Below are 24476 nucleotides of genomic sequence, written 5' to 3' on the forward strand. Positions count from 1 at the left end.
GTCGAGGCGCGGGGCATTGTCAGGCGTCTGAGCGCCTGGTTCCGAATCATTCATAGCGCTTCCCTGCCGACATGCCACTGGTAGGCAAATCTGATCATTTTGCTAAATAATGGCAACAAGCCATCCGTGACGCGCGTCACATTTTTTAAATTTAATGTACCCGGATTGAAACTATTCAGCTACGCACTCTAAAAATGTGTCTAAAGGCCTGGCGGTAAAAAGTCCTTGGCCGGGTCGTAGTCCTGCTTTAGATAGATCGACAGTGCTCTAAGGTCATCAGGGCTCAGCGTACCTGCTGCCTGTTTAAGCTTGAGGTTGTCGAGAATGTAGTCATACCGGGCATCGTTATAATCGCGCACGGCAGCGTACAACTGACGCTGGGCATTGAGTACGTCGGCGATGTTGCGCGACCCCACATCAACACCGACCTGATTGGCTTCCACCGACTTCTGACCGGAAACAATGCTTTGGCGTCTGGCTGAAATCTGCTCGATGCCCGCATTGATACCGCGAAACGCATTACGCGTATTCAGCACCACTTCGCGACGGCGGTCTTCCTGTTCGTCCTGGCTCTGATACAGACGCTCGGTGGACTCCTTGATTTGGGAGTGGGTCATTCCGCCCGAGTAAAGAGGGATATTGAGTTCAATGCCGATGCTGCTTTGCGCGACCTTGTCGCGATAGCCGTTACTGCCGAAGTCAGTCGGGTTGCTGTAGCCAAAGCTGTCGTTATCACCTTTGCGGTAAGAAGCAACAGCGTCAACCGTGGGGGCATGCCCGGCTTTACGCTGATTAAGCGTTTGCTCGGCAGCACTGACGGCACGCTCGCTGGCTTGCAGCCCAAGATTCTGCCGCACGGCAACGTCGACCCAGGCTCGGGCGTCATTGGGTAAGGGAGCCTCAACCGGCATCTGATGCTTCATGCCTGCAATTGACGTGTAGCTGTGCTTGGTCAGGCGCTCCAGCACTTCATAAGCATCATCTACTTTTCGCCGCACCAGTTGCCGGTTGGCTCGGGCATTGTCATAGGCGGCCTGGGCGTCATACACGTCAGTAATGCTTGAAGCACCATCCTCCAGACGCCCTTGAGCCTGGTCGCGCTGGCGCAACAGCGCAGCTTCTTCCGCCTGAGCGGCTGCGAAAGCGTCCAGTTGCCGCAGTGTTTCGAAGTAGGCTTGGGCAGCGGTCAGCAGCAGGTTTTGCTCTTTGGCGGACAGCTCAAGCTCGGCCTGATCCACGCTTGATTGCGCAGCCTTCAATTGAAACCAGCGATCAATGCGAAATAACGGCTGACTGAGATTCGCACGAAACGTTGTGCCACTTCGCTCACGTTTTAAGGAAGGCTCGTCCCGCTCCAGACGAGTGACCTCAGACGTTGCCCCGGCGGTCAGATTCGGCAGCAGGCCTGCCCGAGCCTGAGGCATGGCTTCACGTTGTGCATTGTACGCATGACGTGCGGCAGACAATTGCGCATCGTTAAGTGATGCTGCCTGATAAACACTCAGTAAGTCAGCATGCTGCTCAGCTTGCTCTCGGGCGCAAACATTTTCGCCGTACGCAAAAGCGCAGGCCAGGATGACCAAAACGAGCGGGAAAGAGGGATTCATTTACGTTCCATGCGAAAAGAACTCCTGAGTGCCATTAAATTGGCTTGTCATGAGTTCGGCGTAACAAACAAAAGCTTTAGCGTGCTGAAAGGTTTTTTCGCTCGCTCTGGAGCCCCTGGCAAAAATCTCCCGAAATCACATCAGACTTTATTTTTCACCTTCACATTTGAGCGGTAAGCTACAGCCCTATGGATGACTCAGACTACCTGCGCCTGTTGACGATCCAGGCCGAACAAGCCAACGCCTTTCTGTCCAATGCGCGGAAGTGGGAGCGTGAGCGTTGGGTTTGCCAGCGGCTGTTGCAGGGGCTGAACATTGCGCATCGCAACGAGGACTTCACCCCTGCCAGTCAGGAGCCGCCCGATGTGCTGTTTCGTGACGGGCGCTTTGAGGTGTTTTTCGTGCTGGACGAGGGGCGGCGTCTCAACGATGAGTGGCGCGAGGAGTTGCAGCGACGACGAAGCGCGTTCTCGCTGAGCCAACTCGTGCGCCGGGAAGCCAAGCCCAAGCGCATTCCCGCTTCCGAACTGCTGCATCGCCTCGCCCCTACCCTGCGCAAGAAATCCACCAGTTATCGTGAACGCGGCATTGATCTGGGCGAGCTGGACATCATTGCGTTCGCCAGCCTCAAGCGCGAAGTGCTCGATCTGAACAGCCACTTTCCGCCGCCCACCGAATACCTGCGGCAGGGCTGGCGCTCGCTGTCGCTGGTGGGGCCGACGTTTGCTCGGGTATTGTTCGCGCATCCGGGCGCTCCGGATTTTCTGCGTACCAATTTGGGCCGCAGTGTCGTGTTTGATGTTGGAATCAGCTTATGAGCCCTTTTCAGGAGTTGCTGGCCGATGTGCCTCAACAAGGCCGTGTGCGCTGGATTGGCGTGCGTCCGGAATCGCGCGCCGAGATGATTGAGCTGGACGCGGTGGAAGCACGTCGCGAGGCCGGCCTGACCGGTGATCACTCACGCCCCGGCCCGCGCAATGCACGGCAGGTCACACTGATTCAGTGGGAGCACCTGGCCGTGGTCGGTTCGCTGCTGAACCGGCCTGCCGAACACCCCATCGTGCCGCAGGATTTGCGCCGTAATCTGGTGATCAGCGGTATCAACCTGTTCAGCCTCAAGAACCGTCGTTTCCGCATCGGCCAGGCCATCTTTGAAACCACCGGCTGGTGCCAACCGTGCGCGAAGCTTGAACAGCGCCTGGGCCACGGGACTTTTCAGGCGGTGCGTGGGCATGGCGGAATTACCGCGCGGGTGTTACAAAGCGGCATCATCCGCCTGGACGACTCATTGCAGGTCGAGCCGCTGGAGATCACCGATCCCTGGCCCCCTGCCCGACAGCACGCTTGAGACGACGCATAAAGTGATCAGCCCGCTGAACCACGTACCGCAAAGGTGTGTCGAAGAGTACCTTCAGGCCACCTGGCATTCAGTCGAGCACACCGTGTTGCTCCTGATCCCGAGGCAGCCGTGATGAACCCTGTTATCGAGCCATCCGACGCTATGAGCTGCCTTGCGCTCGCGAAGATCGAGCTCCCTCCGAATTCCTTAAACCTTCCGAGTAATCCTTATGACGCATCGTATTGTTATCGTTGGCGGCGGCGCTGGCGGTCTGGAGCTGGCGACCAGTCTGGGTAAAAACCTGGGCAAAAAAGGCACGGCCAGCGTCACGTTGGTGGACGCCAACCTGACGCACATCTGGAAACCGCTGTTGCACGAGGTGGCTGCCGGCTCGCTCAACTCCTATGAGGACGAGCTGAACTACGTGGCCCAGGCCAAGTGGAACCACTTTCAGTTTCAGCTCGGCCGCATGACCGGGCTGGACCGCGCCAGCCGTCAGATTCATCTGGCGGCCACGCTGGATGAAACCGGAGCGGAACTGGTTCCGGCACGCAGCCTGGGGTATGACTCGCTGGTGATCGCGGTGGGCAGCACCACCAATGACTTCGGCACCAAAGGCGCGGCGGAGCACTGCCTGTTTCTCGACAGTCGCAAGCAGGCCGAACGCTTCCATCAGCAACTGCTCAACCACTACCTGCGCGCCCACGCCGGTCAGGCCGACAGCACGCAGGAAATCACCGTCGCCATCGTTGGTGCCGGAGCGACCGGCGTTGAGTTGGCAGCAGAACTGCACAACGCAGCGCATGAACTGGCGGCCTACGGGCTGGGTCAGATCAAACCGGAAAACCTGCGGATCACGGTGATTGAAGCAGGCCCACGGGTGCTGCCCGCGCTGCCCGAACGCATCGGCGCGCCGGTACACAAAACGCTGGAAAAACTGGGCGTTACAGTGCTGACCAATGCAGCGGTCAGTGAAGTGACGGCAGACGGTCTGATCACGGCCACCGGGCAGGTTATCCCTGCGAGTCTGAAGGTCTGGGCAGCGGGTATTCGCGCTCCGGCCTTTCTGCATGAGCTGGATGGCCTGGAGAGTAATCGCATCAATCAGCTGCAAGTGCTGCCAACACTGCAAACCACCCGCGACGAAAATATTTTCGCCTTCGGTGACTGCGCGGCCTGCCCGCAAAAAGGCACTGACCGCAATGTTCCACCACGCGCCCAGGCGGCGCATCAGCAGGCGTCATTGCTGGCCAAATCGCTGCGCCTGCGAATCGAAGGCAAGAGCCTGCCGGAATACACCTACAAGGATTACGGCTCACTGATATCGCTGTCGAGCTTCTCGGCGGTCGGCAATCTGATGGGTAACCTGATGGGCAGCGTGATGCTCGAAGGCTGGCTCGCACGGATGTTTTACGTGTCGCTGTACCGCATGCACCAGATGGCGCTGTACGGTGCTTTCCGCACCCTGATGCTGATGCTGGGCAGCAAGATCGGCAAAGGGACCGAGCCGCGGATGAAGTTGCACTAGGTCCACATCTGCCTGAACGGCATGCCGATGCGTTGGCATGCCGTTCAAGGCTCCTGCGTCCTTTTGCGACGCAGAACCTCTTCAAATGCATGCCCAAAATGTCTTTCCGCACCAGCGCGTGCGACATGAGATAACACGCTCGTGAATAGACTCACGGCTGCTCGCCTCCGTTTTCATGCTACTGATTCTGCGTCAGATTGACGCAGAATGTTACGAGATGCGTATCGTTGAACGGTGCGATAGATCACGCTCTGCAGGGCAAGGCCTTGACCTGCGACGCCGCGAACCATAAGGGCCACGCACGATTTCCGTGCTGACTTGCCATGTCCGGAATACCCGCTATTTTTAAGTTGATACGCCGTCTAAACATACAGAGTGGGCAAAAGGCGCCTGTGTGCCTGTCAAGTTTACGCCGGTCACGCAGATAACCTGTGAGTCACTTACAGAAGCCAATCTGTTCAAGGATCGAACCCATGATGTCGATTCAACGCGGTATTACTCACGTTCAACGTCATCCACGTTTCCTCTGGTTTCCGTTGATTCCTGTCGTCCCTGCCGTCGCCTGGATACTCACTCAGTCGGGCACGACCTCTGACAATCTTATCGCCAGTGCTGTATTGATCGTTGCAGGTCTGGGTGCCGGTATCTGGGCAGCCCGCTCGCAAAGCCGTCAGGTGGAACATGCCGTCGCCCAGGCGCTGGATCACCACCACACGCATAACGCTCACGCCAGTGCGATGGCCACCAATACACAGATTAATGAAGTCCTGCTTGGGGCGATGCCGATCTGGGTCAAACAGGTTGAAAGCTCACGTGAGCAGACCGAAACCGCCATTGTTGCGCTGACCACCCGCTTCATGGGGATCTCCGAACGTTTGCAGGACACTGTGCAGGCCTCGCAGCACGCTGCTGGCGAGCTGGACGGGCAGAATGCCGACGGCGCACTGAAAGTGCTGTCCCAAAGCGACAGTGAACTGAGCCAAGTGATCGACTCGCTCAAAGCCACGCAAGCCAGCCGCGACCAGACGCTTTCTCAGGTTCGCAGCCTCACCGCCTACACGGGCGAATTACGCACCATGGCCGCCGACGTTGCAGCCATCGCCGCGCAGACCAATCTGCTGGCCCTTAACGCGGCCATTGAAGCCGCCCGGGCAGGCGAAGCAGGCCGAGGGTTTGCAGTCGTGGCCGATGCCGTGCGCAGCCTGTCGAGCAAGTCCAGCGAAACCGGCCAGCAGATGTCGGCCAAGGTCGACATCATCAACAACGCCATCACTCAACTGGTGCAGGCCGCCTCCAGCGGTGCCGATCAGGACAGCCACTCGGTGGCCGCTTCCGAACAAGGCATTCAGAACGTGCTGGAGCGCTTCCAGAGCATCACCGGACGCCTGGCCGAATCCGCCGACCTGTTGAAACAGGAAAGCTACGGCATTCGCGACGAGATGACTGAAGTGCTGGTCAGCCTGCAGTTTCAGGACCGGGTCAGCCAGATTCTGGCCCATGTGCGCGACAACATCGACGCGCTCTACGCGCACCTGTTACAGGCCAGCCAGTCTCCCGACGAGGCGGTCGCCATCGACGCCCGACAGTGGCTGGCGCGCATGGAGTCCACCTACGCGACCGACGAGCAACGCCGTTCGCATCACGGTGAATCGGCTGCGCAGCAGAATTCGCAGGAAATAACGTTCTTCTAGGAGTAGATCATGGCTAAGAGTGTATTGGTGGTCGACGATTCAAGCAGTGTCCGGCAGGTTGTCGGCATCGCTCTGAAAAGTGCCGGATACGATGTCATCGAAGCCAGCGACGGTAAGGATGCACTGGGCAAGCTGACGGGTCAGAAGATTCACCTGATCATCAGCGATGTAAACATGCCAAACATGGATGGAATCACCTTTGTCAAAGAGGTGAAGAAGCTGGCCAGTTATAAGTTCACCCCCATCATCATGCTGACCACAGAGTCTCAGGAATCGAAAAAAGCCGAAGGTCAGGCAGCCGGGGCAAAAGCCTGGGTCGTTAAACCGTTCCAGCCCGCACAGATGCTGGCCGCGGTGTCCAAACTGATCCTTCCCTGAGGCGTGTGGCCCTGGAGGTCAGCATGACGATATCTGCAGAGACCCACCCTGACGCTGCCCGCGTGCAAATCGACGGCGAGCTGACGATCTACACCGTGACCGAGCTTGCCGCCCGGTTGCTGCCACAGATCGGCAGCGCAGCGAGGATGGAAGTCGACTTGTCGAACGTCACCGAGATGGACGGCGCCGGCCTGCAATTGCTGGCGGTCATTCAGCGCGAGGCCGAAAAGACCGGCACCGCGCTGCACCTGACCGGCCAGAGCAAGGCGGTGACGGAAACCTTCGAATTATGTAACCCGGGTGTCGTGCTGTAGCGCGTCTATTGGCAGCAATGCTGAGTAGTTGGACATAGGAAGTCATTGTGAGCATTAACCTAGACCAGGCTCAGCAGACGTTTATCGTCGAAGCGCGTGAGCTGTTGCAGGCAATGGAGGAATCCCTCCTGCAACTTGAAAGCGAACCGGGTGATGTGGATGCGATTGGCGCAGTCTTTCGTGCAGCACACACCATCAAGGGCTCGGCCGGGCTGTTCGGGCTGACACCCATCGTGAGCTTTACCCATATCGTTGAAGACGTGCTGGATCGTTTGCGCGAAGGCAGCGTTTCCGTGGACGCCGAGTTGATCGCGGTATTGCTCAAGTCCGGCGACCACATGCTCGAGTTGATCGACGTGGTGGCCAGCCGGGGTGAGCAGCTTCAGCCACCGGCTCTGGAGCGCGAAGCCGCGTTGCGTCAGGCGCTGCAGGTCTATCAGGCACCGAGCACCGCTCAGGCTGGCGACAACACACAGGTGACCAGCGTCACGGCTGACCAGGAAGCCGACGTGCTGTGGCATATCTCGCTACGCTTTGGTGTGGATGTGTTTCGCAATGGCATGGACCCCCTGTCCTTTCTGCGCTACCTGAACACGCTGGGGCAGATGGTTCAGGTCACGACCGTGACCGACAGCATTCCGCCCGTGGAATCGTGGGACCCGGAATCCTGTCATCTGGGTTTCGAGATTGATTTCCGCTCGTCCGCCGGCCATGCCGCGATCAACGAAGTGTTCGACTTCGTGCGTGAAGACTGCACCGTGGACATCACGCGGGTCGATGAAACGGACGAGGACGTCGAGCCTGCCGGGACAGAGCTGGTTTCGCAGGCCGAACGCAGCACTGCGGTGGCCAGCGGCGAGCTGCTGGGCGACCAGCGAGCGGTGCCGCGAGAGCCTGGCGTCGCCACGGCGGTGGATCGCCCTTCGGCAAGCGGCGATCAGAAAAACAAGGACGGACGCTATGTGCGCGTCAACGCTGACAAGCTCGACGAACTGATCAATCTGGTCGGCGAACTGGTGATCGCCAGCGCCGGGGCCAGCCTGCTGGCAAAGTCGTGCGACAACGACCCGCTCCAGGAAGCCAGCTCGACCGTGTCGGGGCTGGTTGAACAAATTCTCGACGGCGCGCTGCACTTGCGCATGATCCCCATCGGCGACACCTTCAACCGCTTCCGCCGGGTGGTGCGCGATGTCAGCCAGGAGTTGGGCAAAGACATCGACCTGATCATCAATGGCGCGGAAACCGAACTGGACAAAACAGTCGTTGAGAAAATCGGCGACCCGCTCATGCACCTGCTGCGCAACTCGATGGACCACGGCATCGAAAGTGCCGAAGCGCGGCGTGCGGCTGGCAAACCGGCCAAAGGTCATTTGAGCCTCAATGCCTACCACGACTCGGGCAGCATCGTCATCGAGATTGCCGACGACGGTGCAGGGCTCAACCGCGAGCGGATTCTCGACAAGGCCCAGCAACGCGGGCTGGTGGCCGCTGGCGCGAGCCTGACCGATCAGGAAATCTACAACCTGATCTTCGAACCTGGTTTTTCAACCGCTGAAGCGGTCACCAACCTGTCAGGCCGTGGCGTCGGCATGGACGTGGTCAAGCGCAACATCACCCTGCTGCGCGGCACTGTCGACCTGGACAGCCAGCCCGGTCAGGGCACCATCGTGCGCATTCGTCTGCCGCTGACGCTGGCGATCATCAACGGTTTTCTGGTCGGTATCGATCAGTCGACCTACGTGATTCCGCTGGACATGGTTCAGGAATGCATCGAGCTGGATGAGCGCGACCGCCAGTCCAATAGGGATAACGGCTACCTGGACCTGCGCGGTGAAGTGCTGCCGCTGGTCTACCTGCGCGACCACTTCGATCACGAAGGCCCTGCCGCACGACGCCAGAACGTGGTGGTCGTGCGCTACGCCGAGCACAAGGCCGGGCTGGTGGTGGATGACTTGCTCGGTGAATTCCAGACGGTCATCAAACCGCTGGGCAAGCTGTTCGGCGCACTGCGCGGAATCAGCGGCTCTACGATTCTGGGCAGCGGCGCGGTGGCGCTGATTCTCGACGTACCGGCACTGCTCAACCAGATCATACAAATGGACGCTCGCTCGACTCAGTCCCCTCATTCGCTCTCGCCCGCTTCTCGCTGACGGATTTGCAATTCCAAGGAGTAACCCGATGAAATGGTTTTACGATCTGAAGATTTCCACCAAGCTGATTACCTCGTTTCTGGTGGTTCTGGCGTTGACCGCAGCGATGGGGGTCTTTGCGATTATCCAGCTCGGCCAGGTCAACCAGGCCGCGCAGGACATCAAGGAAAACTGGATGCCGTCCATGCGGGCGGCGGCGGGCATGCGCTTCTATGCGGCCAACTACAGGCTCAAGGAAAACCGCCATATCGGCACCGAAGTGGCGCAAGAAAAAGCGCAGGCCGAGCTTGAGGCTGTGGACGCTCGCAAGCAGTTCGAAACGCGAATGGCGACTTACGAAAAATTGATCGTCAGCGATGCAGATCGCCAACTGTTCAACGCCATCAACGCGTCGTGGGCGGCCTACCTGAAAATCGGCAATGACCTGTTCGACCTGTCCCGGCAAAACCTGGAGGTACAGGCGCGTACCTTGCTCAGAGGCGAGTCCAAAGTACGCTTCGACGAGGTGACCAACGAACTGCAAAAGATGATCGAGCTGAACGATGCAGGCGCGACGGCGGCGGGCGAGAAAGGCACCAGCCTGTACCAGACCGCCCGTATCTCGATCATCGTGGTACTGATTGCGGCCTTGTTGATCGGTCTGGGCCTGGCGCTGTTCATTGCACGGATCATTTCCCGCCCGCTCAAGGAAGCCGCCTCTGCCGCCGAGCAATTGGCCGAAGGCAATCTCAACGCTCACATCGGGCACGGTTCCAAAGACGAGACCGGCATGGTGCTCAACGCCATGCGCAACATGGTCGGCAAGCTGTCGCATATCATCGGCGAAGTGCGTAACGCCGCCGACAACCTGGCCAGCGCATCGGAAGAAGTCAGCGCCACGGCGCAGTCGATGAGCCAGGCCACCAGCGAACAGGCGGCCAGTGTCGAAGAAACCAGCGCATCGGTTGAACAGATGAGCGCCAGCATCAACCAGAACACCGAGAACGCCAAGGTCACCGACGGCATGGCCAGCAAGGCTGCCAAGGAAGCCACCGACGGCGGCGAATCGGTCCAGCAGACGGTGGTTGCGATGAAGAAGATCGCCCAGCGCATCAGCATCATCGATGACATCGCCTACCAGACCAACCTTCTCGCGCTCAACGCCGCTATCGAAGCTGCCCGCGCGGGTGAGCATGGTAAAGGCTTCGCCGTGGTGGCTGCCGAGGTACGCAAGCTGGCAGAACGAAGCCAGATTGCCGCTCAGGAAATCGGCGAGCTGTCTTCCAGCAGCGTGGAAATGGCCGAGAAGGCTGGCAAGTTGCTGGACGAGATGGTGCCGTCGATCAACAAGACCTCCGACCTGGTGCAGGAAATCAGCGCGGCGTCCGAAGAGCAGGCCGCTGGCGTGGCACAGATCAACACGGCCATGACACAGCTCAATCAGGTGACTCAGCAGAACGCCTCGAGCAGCGAAGAACTCGCTGCCACGGCAGAAGAAATGAGCAGCCAGGCCGAGCAACTGCAGCAATCCATGAGTTTCTTCACCCTCGACGCCTCGCCCAGAACGGCCGCGCAAAGTCACGGTGTCGACAGCCACAACAGCTCACCCCGTCAGCCGCCACGCCCACCGCAACAGGCGCCACGCAGGGCTTTCGTCCAGAGCACGGCCGGCTCGCCGGACGAATCGGAATTCACGCGTTTCTGATTAACGGCTTCGATACCGCTTCACTGGGAGAACGACATGGGCTCATTGGTCACGACTCGACAGGCCGCAACAGCGGTCGAGGAAGAGGCGCAGTACCTGACTTTCATGCTCGGTGGCGAGATGTTCGCCATCGGCATTCTGGGCATCAAGGAAATCATCGAGTACGGCAGCCTGACCGTCGTGCCGATGATGCCGTCTTTCGTGCGCGGCGTGATCAACCTGCGCGGCGCCGTGGTGCCCGTGGTTGATCTGTCGGCGCGTTTCGGGCGGCAGAACTCGGACATCACCCGGCGCTCGTGCGTCATCATCATCGAAGCCAGTACCGAAGATGGTCAGCCGCAGGATATCGGCTTGCTGGTCGATAACGTCTCGGCAGTACTGGAAATCCCCGCCTCACAGATCGAGCCGCCGCCCAATTTCGGCGCGCGGATTCGTGCCGATTTCATCAGTGGCATGGCCAAGGTCGATGGCAAGTTCGTGATCGTGCTGGAGGTCGAAAGGGTGCTGTCCATCGATGAGATGTCCAGCCTGGCCGCAGCAGGTCAGGCGCCCGCTCCCGACCTTGACGCCCATTGAGGCCTGAGCATGGCTGACACGGCGTCGCTCAATGATCACGAATTCAGCCAGTTTCAGTCCTGGCTGTATCGCGCTGCGGGCATCAAACTGACCCCGGCCAAGAAAGCACTGGTTGCAGGCCGCCTGTTCAAACGCCTCAAGCATTACGAACTGGACAGCTATGGCGAGTACTTCAAGCTGATCATGACCGACCAGCGCAATGGCGAACTGCAAATTGCGCTGGATTTGCTGACCACCAACGAAACCTACTTTTTCCGCGAACCCAAGCACTTTGATTTTCTGCGCCAGCATGTACTGCCCAAGGTGTTGCCGGGCAAGGCATTCAGGGTCTGGAGCGCGGCAAGCTCGTCGGGTGAAGAACCCTACAGCCTGGCAATGACGCTGGCGGAAGAACTGGGCACCACGCCTTGGGAGGTCATCGGCTCGGACATCAGCACCCGCGTACTGAGCAAGGCACGCAGCGGCCATTACCCGATGGAACGCACCGAAACGCTTCCGCAACCTTTGCTGTTCAAATATTGTCTGAAGGGTATAGGTCGCCAGGAGGGCACCTTCCTGATCGACAAATCGCTGCGCAGCCGGGTCAGCTTTGTGCAAGTCAATCTCAATGAAACCCTCCCTGACCTGGGCGAGTTCGATGTGATTTTCTTGCGTAACGTGATGATTTACTTCGATCAGGAAACCAAAAGCAAAGTGGTGGCGCGGCTGATACCGCGTCTCAAACCCGGTGGCTATTTCATCATCAGCCACTCGGAAAGCCTGAACGGTGTGAACGACATGTTGAAAATGGTCTCCCCCTCGATTTACCGCAAACCATGAACAAGCCCGTCGGCGTAGCCGAGAGAGTACTGGCGCCCGGCGACGTGGTCTTTGAGACCCGGCCGACCCGATTGCGCACGCTGCTGGGGTCCTGTGTGGCGATCACCTTCTGGCACCCGCACAGGCACATTGGCGGCATGTGCCATTTCATGCTGCCCGGCCGCATCCGTGCGCATCAGCCACTGGACGGCAAATACGGCGATGAGGCGATGGAAATACTGATACGCCACGCACTGGCCAACGGCACCTTTCCGGAGGAGTATCAGGTCAAGCTGTTCGGCGGCGGCGAGATGTTCCCTGCACAACGCCTCGACAACAACATGCATAACGTTGCCTATCGAAACATCCATGCAGCGCTTGCACTGGCCGGGCAGCATCATCTGCAACTGGTGGCTCAGGACCTGGGCAGCACCGGTCATCGCAACATCATCTTCGACCTGTGGGACGGAAACGTATGGGTCAGGCACCAACCAATGGATGTAATTGAAAAAGATGCCAAACAAAAAAATCAGCGTATTGCTGGTCGATGATTCGGCTGTCGTTCGCCAGGTACTCGTGGCAATCCTCAACGACACACCCGACATTCACGTCATGGGCGCGGCGTCAGATCCGATATTTGCCATGAGCAAACTGGCCCAGGAGTGGCCGGACGTTATCGTGCTGGACGTTGAAATGCCGCGCATGGACGGCATCACGTTCCTGAAAAAAATCATGAGCGAGCGGCCCACGCCGGTGGTGATCTGCTCTTCGCTGACTCAGAAAGGCGCGGAAACGTCGCTGCAAGCGCTGTCTGCCGGGGCCGTGGAAGTCATCACGAAACCCACGACCGGCCTGAAAAGCTTTCTGATCGAGTCCGCTGCGTCGCTGGTCGGGGCGATTCGCGCAGCCGCGAATTCCAATGTCAAAAATCTTGGAAAACGCGCCGCCGCACCGGTATTGAACCCCGCCAGCAAATTCACTGCCGACGCCATTCTGCCGGCTGCCAGCGGCCACGCAATGGCCCAGACCACTGAACGCATCGTTGCCATCGGCACATCGACGGGGGGCACTCAGGCACTGGAGGCGGTACTGACCGCCCTGCCCCGCGTCTGCCCCGGCATGGTGATCGTCCAGCACATGCCGGAGAAATTCACCGCCTCGTTCGCCGAGCGTCTCAACGGCCTGTGTCAGATCGAAGTACGCGAAGCCCGCCACAACGACCGTATCCTGCCCGGCCTGGCGCTGATCGCCCCCGGCGGCAAACACATGATGGTGACCCGCAGCGGCGCCTACTACCACGTTCAGGTCATCGACGGCCCGCTGGTCAACCGGCACCGTCCTTCCGTGGACGTGCTGTTTCGCTCGGTCGCCAAGTTCGCCGGCAAAAACGCCACCGGCATCATCATGACCGGCATGGGCGACGACGGCGCACGCGGCCTCAAGGAAATGCTGGATGCCGGCAGCTCGACAGTGGCGCAGGACGAGGCCAGTTGCGTGGTGTTCGGCATGCCCAAGGAAGCGATCAAACTGAATGCTGCGCAGAGGATCATTCCGTTGCAGGAGATTCATCAGGTGATCTTGCACAGGTGATGCGATACGCGATGCCGCGCCAGATGACTGCACTTTAATATCGCGAGAAGACACCCGTACACGCGTACTGCCTGGTTTCAGCACACCTTGTGTTGAAGATCAGGGGCTGGCGCGATTAAACACGCCTCGGCCTGCGCTCGGTTCAAGGTGTATTCATCACTCGGCTTTCGCGAACCGCCAGCAGATTCAGCCGCAACTCCGAAGGCCGCAGCGGCTTGGAGAGTACGGACACTTCCGCCCCCTGCATCGACTCAAGCACCACGTCTATCTCGCGCCCGGTCACGATGAGCGCCGGTACGTCCCAGCCTCGGGCGGCTCTTATACTTTCGATGCAATCAAGGCCGTTGGCTGTGGTGCCCAGATCGTAATCGGCAACAATGATGTCGCAATCGGTGGTCAGCCCTTCTGCAGAACGGGCGGTCTGGACTTCGCACCCCCATCTTTCCAGCAGCGCAGCAGTGGCCATCAGCACATTGTTGTCGTCTTCCACCAGACAGATCCTGACGCCTTTGAGCAGGCTATCGCCCAATACCTTTTTGCGGGCGGGCCTCACCGGTGCGCTTGCCTCTTCAAGCCCATGAATGGTCACTGTCGTGCCCCGGTCGACCCGGGAATCGATGCTGATCTGCACACTCAGAATCTGGCTGAGCCGTTTGACGATGGATAACCCAAGCCCTACACCTTCCACGTCCTTGTCGCGGACATGCCGAATCCGATAGAACTCGTCACAGACTCTGGGCAGATGTTCAGCCGCGATACCGCGCCCCTGATCATGCACGCTGATGGACAAGCGTCCGTTGTGGCGACGCACACCGATCAGCACCGGATGTTCGGGGGCATATTTGAGCGCGTTGGACAGAATGTTCTGCACCATCGTGGCAAGCAATGTGGCATCGACTCTGACCCAGCGCCGACAAGGCCGGACTCTCAACTCCACGCCGGCCCAACGAGCAGCCGCCGTGTTTTGCTGAGCGATGTCATTGAGCATTTCGCCCAGATTGATCACGTCTGACTTGGCCGATACCTTGCCGCTGTCCAGCGTGTAGATATCCAGAATCGAGCGGAACAACTGCGAAACGTTGTGCAGGGAACGGTCGATGTTGTCGACCAGTTGACGTTCATACTCGCCAAGCGGACTTGAGCGCAGGCACGCGGTGAACATGCCGATAGAGTGAATGGGCTGGCGTAGATCGTGGCTTGCCTGAGCCAGAAAACGCTCTTTTTCACGGTTGGCGACGGTCGCCTGTTCCGAGGCCTGACGAGTTCTCACCAATAAGATATGGGCGTAGACAGGCACCAGAATGGTGACAGCGACCAGCATCAGCACCATGAACGGCTGCGCCTGCCAGTAGGGCGTCAGTTGATAGATGATCATTATGGCAATCAGCGCCAGCGATGCAGCAATGGCGAGGTAACGCGAGCCGAAGCGCATGCCGTTGCCCAGGGTGACCCAGACCATCACACTGAAAATCGGCAGCGTCGCCTCTCCTCCCACCACCAGGCCTACAGAAATGCCGGTGTAGTCATGGACCATCCCGAAAACGCGGCGGGCTGGAAACACCCCCGGGTAGCTGATGATGTGCTGGCGCAGGATCAAAGAAACCACCAGGAAGCCTGCGTAGTAAAGAATGATCGGCTCATACTTCGCTACGTCGAGCCCTGGCAGAAAGCCGACCAGTGATACATAAGTGATCGCAAACGTCGCGACGATCAGCCGGAGCGTGGCCTGATCCAGTTCAGCGTTTTTCCGGTCTTTCATCAACCCACCTCGTTTTATTGGGGGTTCAAGCCACTCAACGAGCGGCCACAGGTGACGATCGTTACTATGTTTAAGCGCATGTCCCGACAGGATCGAGTGCAGCACATGCCTCTACCTCGCCACGTTGCGCAAGCAACTTAGTCAAACTTTCAACAACGCCATTATATGGCTAGCATCCTGTAATCCAGCCTTTCCATATCCCCGTCATAGAGCACAAATAAATACGCTAAATGTGTATCGCACACGATACATATTGTTTGTATCGAGTATGATTACCCGTCTTGACATTCGGAAGCAGAGGCATGGCGTGCAGAATCATAGTGGCTGACGACCACCCCCTATTTCGCGAAGGCATGTTACGTACCCTCGAACGTCTACTGCCGGAAGCCATCATTGAACAGGCCGGAAACTTCAATGAGGTGCTGACCCTCGCACGCTCGGGTGACGAAGTCGACACACTGATTCTGGACCTGCGCTTTCCCGGACTGGACTCCATGCAAACCATTGCCGAACTGCGCAATGAATTCCGCCGCACGTCCATCATCGTAGTGTCGATGATCGATGACCCCGAAACCATCGCTCAGGTCATGTCGAACGGGGCCGATGGCTTTATCGGCAAGAACATTGACCCACAGGATATAACCGACTCCATCGTCGCCATCCGGCAGGGCGAAGTCGTCGTCAAATACAAGTCCGAAGGCTCGATTTTCAACGAGTCAGCGGTTAACGCTCTCAGCCCTCTTACTGCCCGTCAGAAACAAGTCCTGAGCCTGGTGGCCGCCGGCAAAACCAACAAGGAGATCGCCAAGGACCTGGGCATCTCGCCCTTCACGGTGCGGATACACGTTTCCAGCCTCCTCAAGGTGCTGGGCGTGTCCACCCGATCAGCGGCGGCGGCGCAATTCTCCAGCCTGGCGATCAAGTAAGCGCCTGTAAGAAACTCGCCAACCGCCGGGTTCAAAGGTTGAAAACACCCTCGTCTGTGCAAATCGCTGTACCATTTCCGACGCACTGAAAACCTGACTTGCCTCCCGGCCCTACTGGACTGACCAGGAAAACGCGATGTCGATTCTCTCCAGTTCCAGAGACCTGGAAATGATTCAGGCGCTGCTGCGCATGGCCGTTATTGCCACGTCTTCGCTCTATGCATTGATCATGTATGCACTGGGCGACATGTCCAGCAGCCGCATGTGGGTAATTCTTGGCTATTGCCTGGCCTTTGCTATCGTCGGTGTGGGTTTGATCTGGCGTATTGCAGCGCGCCCCGGAGTTTCAACGCGGCGCAGAATGTTCGCGCTGGTGGTCGACAACCTGGCCGGGATCGTCACCATTACCGTGGGGGGCGAACCCATGCTGCCCGTCTATTCGGTGATGCTCAGCATGACGGTCGGCTATGGCATGCGCTACGGGCGCAATTACCTGTTGCTCGCCACCGGTTTTGCCTTGGCATCGTTATGCCTGATCATTCAGCTCACGCCCTTCCTGCAGGAGCATCCTGCCGTGGCGGTCATGATGATCCTGACAATGTTGGTGCTGCCATTATTCGTTTATTTCCTGCTTTCGCGACTGCACATTGCCCTGAATGAAACCCAGGCGGCCAATGAGGCCAAATCACGTTTTCTGGCCCAGGCCAGCCATGACCTGCGCCAGCCGATCCACTCCATCAGCCTGTTTACTGCGTGCTTGCGCGACGCGTCATTGGGTACGGACGAGCGCCGCCTGGTGGATAACATTGATCGGGCCCTCAGCGCTGTAGAACAGCTTTTCCGCTCGCTGCTGGACATTTACACCCTTAATCAGGGAGAGGTGAATCCACGCCTCGAAACGGTTGATGTCAGCGCACTGTTAAGCGGTCTGGCCAGCCAGAACAGTGAGGCCGCCACTTGGGCGGGGGTCGAGATACGCGTGCGACCGTGTCGGCAATACATACACAGCGACCCGGCGCTGCTGCGCACACTGCTACAAAACCTGATCTCGAACGCCTTCAAGTACGCCCCTGGCAAACCCTTGCTCATTGCCTGCCGACCACGCGGGAAGACACTGGATATCGGCGTCTACGACATGGGCCGTGGTATCCCGCAGGCGCATCTTCCACATCTGTGCAACGAGTTTTATCGCGTGCGCGAAGAGCGCGATCAGGACATCGAAGGTGTCGGGCTCGGGCTCAGTATCGTCAAGCGCATCGCCAGCCTGCTGAAACTGGACCTGCGCATTGACTCACGCCTGAATAAAGGCACGGCGGTGGTTATCAGCGGGCTGCCGATCGTTGCTGCACAACATGTTGCGCGCCTGCCGGAGATCGACTGGAACAAACGCTTATTAGGGGGGTTACGTGTCCTGCTGATCGAGGACAATGACAACGTGCTGCAGGCCACCGCCATGCTGTTGCGTAAATGGGGTTGCGAAGTCCAGACCGCTTCCGCCATCCCTCAAGCGAGCGTCGATTGCGATCTGGTCGTTACCGACTTCGACCTGGACCGGAGCGCTACAGGTGCAGATTGCATCAGCTACCTGAGCGAGCTGCACGGCCGCCGGATACCGGCCATCGTCATCACCGGCCACGAGATTCAACAGGTACAGCAATCCCTGAATGACCCACAGATCCCGGTCCTGTCCAAACCGGTGAGGCCCGCAGAACTGCGCTCACTGTTGCTGAGTTTCAAGATGGATCTGCTGCAAGCGGCGACTCCCGACAGGGCATCCCTTGCCGGGTCATGAGTGCGATGGGCAACTAAGGCTCTGTACGAAAAGTCGGCGAGCGAAGGTCAGGCAAGGCAAAATCACCGAGTGCAGCCACTTTATGTACAGAGCCCAGTTTGCGCACATATTCTGAGTCATCATGCGCGCCGTACCGCGCTAGTACACCTGTACTATAGTTGATCTTTATACCGGTGCCCTAAGCTAAGCGTTAAACGACTTCAGCAAACATGAAACGTTGCAAAGCCTCTGTTCATTCACGCTTTGCCGCACGTTTCTGTCTGCCTGTAAAAGATCTTAATAACAGGCTTACCTTCAGGGGCAATCGGCATGGGCAACTATTATTCACTGGCACGGCTAAAAGGTTTAGCGGCTGCGATAACGATCATGGCAACGATGACCGCCTGCTCGACCGGAGGCGGTGATCCTTTCGGCGCAATGGATTCGCTGACGGGCGATTCGAAGTACGCGCCCGAATTCATCAAAGCCAATATCATTGCCAATAAATCTACAAAGGCAAGTATCCGGGATAAGTTTGGCGCACCTTATTCCGTCCAGGATGACGTGGGAGACAATTCGTCGAGGTGGCATTACGACCGTCGGGAATCAAAGCTGAACTCGTTGAAGAAAATAGCGGCTAAATACAGCAACCGTTATGGCTCCGGCGAGATGGCATCAGGTCTGTACGCGGGCGAGTCACGCGTGGGTGATGCCCAGGAAGTACTGGAGGATGCAGGCTCTGTCACAGGCTCCAATGCACCGGGACAGAAGACCGTGATCACCAATATCTACATCCATTTCAAAGGCGATGTGGTGAGCTACTTCAGCACCAACTAATAAGGCAATGCGTCTCCAGACTGCCCATCACACACATCAGGCTTCGGCCCACACCCTACACACCTGAAAGCCGGTAAACGCATGCACGTTACCGGCTTTCAACCCGTTACTTTTTAAGCGTGAATTCAGCCTTGTCAAAAGACAGCCAGCAGGAATCATTGTCGGTCCACTTCGACTCGCTGGTCCCTAAAACGCCCTTCATGAGAATCTTGTCACCCTTCTTGAAGGCGCTTATCTTTTTCTTGTTAACCAACAGGTCATCGCGGGTCAACCCCTGGCCCGTGCATTTGGGATTGCCAGGGTCACTGAATATGACGGCGATCTGATTTTGGCCGACGGCTGTTCCGGTTTTGGTAATACGCTGCACAACGCCCGGAATAACCAATGTTCGGGCGTCCCATTTTTCTTTCGCGGTGACCTCGTTTGTTTGCCAATCAGCCCATATTTCCGTCAACGTTGTTTCCTTGGCATCGGTCAGCCCCCTGAAATCTCCGCTTAGCACATCACCGGTCTGATCAAGCACACCATTGGTCATCGACATGGCCTGATCAAGACCGGCACACCCCGACAAAGCCAGAATCAATGGAAACAAGGCTACACTTTTCATCCACACACTCCGCTGGCTGGTTACTTATGTGCTTTACCCTCTCTTTTTTAACTAACGGAGGGCAAAAAACTTCGCACAAAATCGTAGCCACTGCGTAAAGGGGCATCAATAGTACAGATGCACTACCGCGTGCTGTTGTTCCTGATGTGCTGGACTTAAAAAATAGCCACACACACCACTGACGATCAGAAACGATAGGTCGCGCCAACGCCGAGTAAATTCGCATGGCTCTGATAGGTCGCACTGTAACTGCCTAGCGCATTGGCGCGACTGACATCGACACGTTCTTCTTGAAGATAAGAATAAGCCACATCCAGGGTCAGTTGCGGCGTGACGTCATAGCCCGCCCCGACGCTGAATACCTTGCGATCGCCCGTTGGTGTGCGTGGCGAGCGATTGGTGTTGCTGGTCGGTGACTGATCGAACAAAACGCCTGCACGCAGTGCCCACTGTTGATCCAACCGATAGGCCGTGCCGATGGCATAGGCCCATGTATCGTGCCAGTTCAGGCCTTCCTGAATAGACCCGGTCAGCGCTGACGCCAGGGAGCCTCCCTGCGCAGCCGAAACAGGCTGATTACGAAGGTTCAGGTCCTGCATGCTGCTCCAGCCGGTTCGGGTAGCACTGGCATAAAGCGTCCAGGCGTCGTTCAGTTCCTGGGTAACAGAAAGATCGTAGGACTCCGGCGTGGCCACTTTCAGCGTGCAGTCATAGCGATTGCTGGCGAGCAACTGCGGCGGTGTTCCGGCACCGGTCGAGACTTGCGTATGGCAGCCCAGCTTGTAGTCGACCTTGGAATGGTACGTCAGCCCCACGCGCGTGGTGTCGGTCGCATTGAACAGCACGCCAATGTTGAAGCCTACGGCAGTGTCATCACCGCTGACTTTTACGCGCGTGTCGGCAATGGCGGGATTGAGCGTGATATCCGACTCCAGCGTCCCGGCAATTCGATTGAACGTGGGACCCACGCCAATCGACAACCTGTCGTTGAAGGCGTAGCTGAGCGTGGGCTGAATTGTCACCACCTTGAGGTCGCTCTTGCTGGCAAACAGGCGCCCTTGAAAACCATTTTCATAGTCGGTGGATAAACCAAAAGGGGCATACAGACCCAGGCCAAACGCCCAGTGCTCGTCGAGTTTCCGGGTAAAAAAACCGAATGGAATCGAGCTGAAGGGCACCATATCGCCGTCGTTGCTGCCCTGTGAACGACCGGCGGCATGGCTGATGTCGGTGGACGCGTCGATGAACGTGACACCGGCCGTGATTTGCCTGCCTTCAAGGCGCGCCATACCTGCCGGGTTGCCGTAGACCGTGCTGGCGTCCGCCGCCATTGAAGCGCGTCCGGCCTGCCCGACGCCCATGCCGCTGATGCTCTGCTCGGTGCGAGCAAAACCGCCAGCAAGAACGTGAGAGGATGCCAGCGCAGCCGCGAGGCCAAGTGTTCTCTTCAGCATAGTAGTTTTTATCTGCAGGGGTCATTGTTTATACGTGACGGGAACAGCTTCGCGGGCAACTTATTTGGGCCACTGTCATCTTTCACGGGCGATTTTTAGTGCGCGCACGAGACTAATTCGCGCAGAAGAAAATTGCCATAGTACACATGAGCTATTGAACTATCGCCTGCACAGTGTTTCGACCAACTGTAGTGATTGGCCACTAGTACAGGCGTGCTATTTTAATAATAACTTCGCCTCCCGATACTCCCGTTGTTGGCACCCTGCCGAACGGAACCGCTTTAGCCCTCAGGGCTGGCAGCCACCCTCGTGGCCTTTATGGAGTATCTGGAGTCGCTATGAACCCCTTATTTAGAATATCCCCCCTTGCGTTTGCGATTACTCTTGCACTGCTCCCGGAGGCCCATGCAGTTGACTATGTGCTCACTAACGGTCAGGAAACGTTTAACAGCGACCGCGTAGTCGATGGCGCGATCGACGTCAATTCAACTGACGGCAACACCTCCACCCTCACGATCAACAGCGGCGCAACGGTGACCAGCGAAGGCGGCCGTATCGTGGGGCAAGCCAGCCGTACCGGCGTCAACATGGCTCAGGCCAACGTTGTGGTTGAAGGGGCCGGTTCGCGCTGGGTGGTGCCTCGTACCTCATTCGTGCTCGGTAACACCATCGTTGTCGGTGGTGTCGGCCAGGGCGACCTGACCGTCCGTAACGGGGGGCAAGTGTCGGTGCGGGATCTGGATCTGGGCGATGTCAACGGCGCTCGTTCCAACGCCTTTTCGAACGCGACGCTGTCGGTGAGCGGCCAGAACTCTCTGGTCGACGCAGTCAACATCGAGGCCGGTGGAGTGTTCGTCTATAAGTCGAGCATCACGGCCAATGACGGCGGCAAAATCAACAGCCAGCAGGTCGACATTGACTCGGTCGTCAGGCTTTCCGGGGCAGGAACGCGCTGGGACAACAGCGGCTCTTTCCTGAACAGAAACGACCTGACCCTCGAGAACGGCGCAGTACTGACGAGTGACTCTCTGCGACTGGGTTCGGCCGTTATCAACCGCAGCAATCAGGTCAATGTTACCGGACAGGGCACCCGCCTCGACGTGCAAGCGTTGACGCTCGGCACCGGCGTTGTCCGTACTTACATGACGCTGGCCGACGGTGCCGAACTGAGCGCCACCAACGGTATGCTCATCAGCTTCGTGAACGACAGCAACACGGCGACGCGCGGCACGTTTACCATCGGCGGCTCGGTCGCGGTGGACCCTGACCGTACCGATGTTGACTCCATGACTGCCGGAGCAGCTCAGGCGGCAGGCCGACTGAACCCGCAAACCGCCGTCAGCTTTGGCACCGGCAACGGCTCCCTGGCGTTCAACCATACAGACCCCGATCTGCAGTTCGCCAACACGCTGAACGGAACGGGTCGAGTGTATGCGTTCAGCGGTAATACCACGCTGAGTGGCGACATCTCGGGGTTGGCCGGCAGCGTCGTTGTGCGCGGCGGGCGACTGGTGTTGTCGGGGAACGTCGACCAGGTCAATCAGCGCGGCAACACTGCCGCTACCCAAAGCGTTTCGCGGTTTAACGTAGGCAACGGCACCCTGGTGGTCAACGGCATTGCGGGTCGCAATCAGTTCGGGACCTACACCAACAGCGCCCAGGTACTGGACGGAGGCGTTCTGGCTGGCGTCGGTCAAGTGGGCAGCACTCAGGTCGCTGCCGGCGGCACCCTGTCGCCCGGCGAAAACGCCATCGGCGCGCTGGCCATACAAGGCGATCTCGACATGGCCGCCGGCTCACGCTACGCCGCAGACATCGCCGGCGACGGCAGGGCAGACAAAATCAACGTGAGCGGCACAGCGACCCTGCGCGGTACGCAGGTCAACGTGACCGCGCTGGACCCCGCGCAAAGCTATCAGAGCGGCAGAACCTACACCCTGCTCTCCGCCCAAGGCGGCGTGGTCGACGGCGCAACCCCAGGAACAGCCTATGCCCAGGCGCTGACCAACTCGGCGTTTCTGAATGTCGGACTGCAACGTACTGCCAATGACCTGAACCTGACCATCGAGCAAAAAAGTGTAGAGCCGACGCCGACGCCGGAACCAACTCCGACTCCAACTCCAACTCCAGAACCTACACCTACACCTACACCTACACCTACACCTGAACCGACTCCGACTCCGACTCCAGAGCCTACGCCTACGCCTACTCCAGAGCCGACTCCAGCACCCACACCGGGCATCTTTCAGACGGTCATGCTGACTCAGAATCAGTTCAATACCGCTGGCGCGCTGAGCGTGCTGGAGCAAAGCGGCGAGCCCCTGCGTCTTTACAACAACCTGCTGATTCTGGATGCCGAAAGCGCTCGCAACGCCGCCGATCAACTGTCCGGCGACTACCTCGGCAGTACTTCAACAGCCCTGATCGCCAATAGCCAGGTGGTGTCCGGAGTGTTAGGCACCCGTATGCGTAATCTTCTGGATACGGGAACGTTACGCATGCCAGCCATGGCACTCAATCTGATGCCAAGCGCACCGACCACTCAAAACGGCGCCTGGGTGCAGCCATTCGGCAACTGGACCAAGACAAGCGGCAATAACGGTGCCGGTGGTCTGCACCAAAGCACCGGCGGCCTGCTGTTCGGGGCTGATGGTAGCTTCACCCCGGATTGGCGCGGTGGCGTCTACGCCGGTTACAGCCGTTCGAAATTCGATGCCGATGATCGCGATGCCGACGGCCACAGCGACAACTACCATCTGGGGCTCTACACCGGTGCCCAGGTCGATGCCCTGCGCCTCAGCGCCGACGTCGGTTACACCTGGCACAAGCTGGAGAGTGAGCGGAATGTGGCGTTTGCCGGATTCAGTGACCATTTGACCGGCAAACGCGACGCTCAATCGCTGCAGGCAAGTGGCGAAGCGGCCTACCGCATACCGGTCGGCAGCATGGCTCTGGAGCCTTTCGCCGGTCTTTCTTACGTGCGCTACGACGCCAAAGACCTGCACGAAAAAGGCGGGCCAGCCGCGCTGGACGTGTCCAGCGATAAACAGGACACCTTCTTCTCGACACTGGGTCTGCGCGCGTCGTCGAGCATCAATGTGGCGAACGTTAACACTCAGGTTTACGGCTCAGTAGGATGGCGACGCGCCTATGGTGATCTGGATCCGCGAAACGAACAGAGCTTCGCTGGCGGTCCAGGTTTCGAAGTACAGGGCGTCGCTCAGACCCGCGACACGGCCTTGACTGAAGTGGGTGCGAAACTGCGATTGACCAGGCAGACGGATCTTGACCTGTCCTACCAGGGACAGTTCGGCACCGACACGCGCTTCCATTCGGTCAACGCAGGCGTGACGGTCCGCTTCTGACCGTCGTTTCAGCGCTCAGCGTTATACACAAGTCTGCTCTCGATTCTGGCCGTAGGCCGTGAGGGCAAACTTGCTCGCGAAGGGGCCAGTACCGCACCGGAA

21 protein-coding genes are annotated in these 24476 nt (G+C 58.4%); 17 read left to right on the forward strand and 4 right to left on the reverse strand.

What is annotated here, in order from left to right; genetic code table 11:
* Positions 1 to 200: 200 nt before the first annotated feature.
* A complete protein-coding gene (locus tag BW686_RS21520) occupies positions 201 to 1607 on the reverse strand; it encodes a TolC family outer membrane protein (protein WP_084919503.1) in 1407 nt (468 codons plus the stop codon).
* Between BW686_RS21520 and BW686_RS26930 the strand changes: the two genes are divergently transcribed.
* The 13 genes from BW686_RS26930 (at position 1515) to BW686_RS21580 (ending at position 13655) form a co-directional block, all read left to right on the forward strand.
* The gene (locus BW686_RS26930) at positions 1515 to 1784 is read left to right on the forward strand and encodes a hypothetical protein (RefSeq protein WP_179149346.1); all 270 of its coding nucleotides are present in this window, start codon (positions 1515 to 1517) and stop codon (positions 1782 to 1784) included. The genes BW686_RS21520 and BW686_RS26930 overlap by 93 nt on opposite strands.
* Positions 1785 to 1795: 11 nt before the next feature.
* Positions 1796 to 2425 carry a DUF1780 domain-containing protein gene (locus BW686_RS21525; RefSeq protein ID WP_084919504.1) on the forward strand — a complete coding sequence of 210 codons (630 nt, stop codon included), beginning with the start codon at positions 1796 to 1798 and terminating at the stop codon, positions 2423 to 2425.
* On the forward strand, positions 2422 to 2955 hold the full coding sequence (locus BW686_RS21530) for an MOSC domain-containing protein (protein WP_084919505.1): 534 nt from the start codon (positions 2422 to 2424) through the stop codon (positions 2953 to 2955). The genes BW686_RS21525 and BW686_RS21530 overlap by 4 nt, the downstream gene beginning before the upstream one ends.
* A gap of 220 nt (positions 2956 to 3175) precedes the next feature.
* Positions 3176 to 4474, forward strand: a complete 1299-nt coding sequence (locus BW686_RS21535; protein WP_084919506.1) for an NAD(P)/FAD-dependent oxidoreductase — start codon at positions 3176 to 3178, stop codon at positions 4472 to 4474.
* Positions 4475 to 5331: 857 nt separating this feature from the next.
* A complete protein-coding gene (locus BW686_RS21540; protein WP_373271050.1) occupies positions 5332 to 6165 on the forward strand; it encodes a methyl-accepting chemotaxis protein in 834 nt (277 codons plus the stop codon).
* 9 nt (positions 6166 to 6174) lie between these two features.
* On the forward strand, positions 6175 to 6543 hold the full coding sequence (locus BW686_RS21545) for a response regulator (RefSeq protein WP_084919508.1): 369 nt from the start codon (positions 6175 to 6177) through the stop codon (positions 6541 to 6543).
* A gap of 23 nt (positions 6544 to 6566) precedes the next feature.
* Complete coding sequence (locus BW686_RS21550) at positions 6567 to 6857, forward strand: STAS domain-containing protein (RefSeq protein ID WP_084919509.1); 291 nt, start codon at positions 6567 to 6569, stop codon at positions 6855 to 6857.
* Between the two features lie 47 nt (positions 6858 to 6904).
* A complete protein-coding gene (locus BW686_RS21555; protein WP_084919510.1) occupies positions 6905 to 9007 on the forward strand; it encodes a chemotaxis protein CheA in 2103 nt (700 codons plus the stop codon).
* A gap of 28 nt (positions 9008 to 9035) precedes the next feature.
* Positions 9036 to 10691, forward strand: coding sequence for a methyl-accepting chemotaxis protein (locus tag BW686_RS21560; RefSeq protein ID WP_084919511.1), 1656 nt, complete (start codon positions 9036 to 9038; stop codon positions 10689 to 10691).
* Positions 10692 to 10727: 36 nt separating this feature from the next.
* Complete coding sequence (locus BW686_RS21565) at positions 10728 to 11267, forward strand: chemotaxis protein CheW (RefSeq protein ID WP_084919512.1); 540 nt, start codon at positions 10728 to 10730, stop codon at positions 11265 to 11267.
* A gap of 9 nt (positions 11268 to 11276) precedes the next feature.
* Complete coding sequence (locus BW686_RS21570) at positions 11277 to 12086, forward strand: CheR family methyltransferase (RefSeq protein ID WP_084919513.1); 810 nt, start codon at positions 11277 to 11279, stop codon at positions 12084 to 12086.
* Complete coding sequence (gene cheD, locus BW686_RS21575) at positions 12083 to 12616, forward strand: chemoreceptor glutamine deamidase CheD (RefSeq protein ID WP_084919514.1); 534 nt, start codon at positions 12083 to 12085, stop codon at positions 12614 to 12616. Before BW686_RS21570 ends, cheD begins: the two co-directional genes overlap by 4 nt.
* Positions 12579 to 13655 (forward strand): protein-glutamate methylesterase/protein-glutamine glutaminase, encoded by a 1077-nt coding sequence (locus tag BW686_RS21580; protein ID WP_084919515.1) that lies wholly within the window; start codon positions 12579 to 12581, stop codon positions 13653 to 13655. Before cheD ends, BW686_RS21580 begins: the two co-directional genes overlap by 38 nt.
* A gap of 142 nt (positions 13656 to 13797) precedes the next feature.
* Here the strand turns inward: BW686_RS21580 and BW686_RS21585 are convergent, their stop codons facing one another.
* Complete coding sequence (locus tag BW686_RS21585; protein ID WP_084919516.1) at positions 13798 to 15414, reverse strand: ATP-binding response regulator; 1617 nt, start codon at positions 15412 to 15414, stop codon at positions 13798 to 13800.
* 302 nt (positions 15415 to 15716) lie between these two features.
* Between BW686_RS21585 and BW686_RS21590 the strand changes: the two genes are divergently transcribed.
* From BW686_RS21590 to BW686_RS21600, 3 genes are all read left to right on the forward strand, one after another.
* Complete coding sequence (locus BW686_RS21590) at positions 15717 to 16340, forward strand: response regulator (RefSeq protein WP_084919517.1); 624 nt, start codon at positions 15717 to 15719, stop codon at positions 16338 to 16340.
* Positions 16341 to 16509: 169 nt separating this feature from the next.
* Positions 16510 to 18132 (forward strand): ATP-binding response regulator, encoded by a 1623-nt coding sequence (locus tag BW686_RS21595; RefSeq protein WP_179149351.1) that lies wholly within the window; start codon positions 16510 to 16512, stop codon positions 18130 to 18132.
* A gap of 309 nt (positions 18133 to 18441) precedes the next feature.
* Positions 18442 to 18948 carry a hypothetical protein gene (locus tag BW686_RS21600; RefSeq protein WP_084919519.1) on the forward strand — a complete coding sequence of 169 codons (507 nt, stop codon included), beginning with the start codon at positions 18442 to 18444 and terminating at the stop codon, positions 18946 to 18948.
* A 106-nt stretch (positions 18949 to 19054) separates the two neighbouring features.
* Here the strand turns inward: BW686_RS21600 and BW686_RS21605 are convergent, their stop codons facing one another.
* Positions 19055 to 19555 carry a hypothetical protein gene (locus BW686_RS21605; RefSeq protein WP_084919520.1) on the reverse strand — a complete coding sequence of 167 codons (501 nt, stop codon included), beginning with the start codon at positions 19553 to 19555 and terminating at the stop codon, positions 19055 to 19057.
* Positions 19556 to 19740: 185 nt separating this feature from the next.
* Positions 19741 to 21009, reverse strand: a complete 1269-nt coding sequence (locus tag BW686_RS21610) for an OmpP1/FadL family transporter (protein WP_084919521.1) — start codon at positions 21007 to 21009, stop codon at positions 19741 to 19743.
* 419 nt (positions 21010 to 21428) lie between these two features.
* Between BW686_RS21610 and BW686_RS21615 the strand changes: the two genes are divergently transcribed.
* Positions 21429 to 24374, forward strand: a complete 2946-nt coding sequence (locus tag BW686_RS21615) for an autotransporter family protein (protein WP_179149347.1) — start codon at positions 21429 to 21431, stop codon at positions 24372 to 24374.
* The last annotated feature ends 102 nt before the right edge of the window (positions 24375 to 24476 follow it).

The organism is Pseudomonas syringae (genome assembly GCF_002157375.1).
In the GTDB taxonomy this organism is placed as follows: domain Bacteria; phylum Pseudomonadota; class Gammaproteobacteria; order Pseudomonadales; family Pseudomonadaceae; genus Aquipseudomonas; species Aquipseudomonas syringae_T.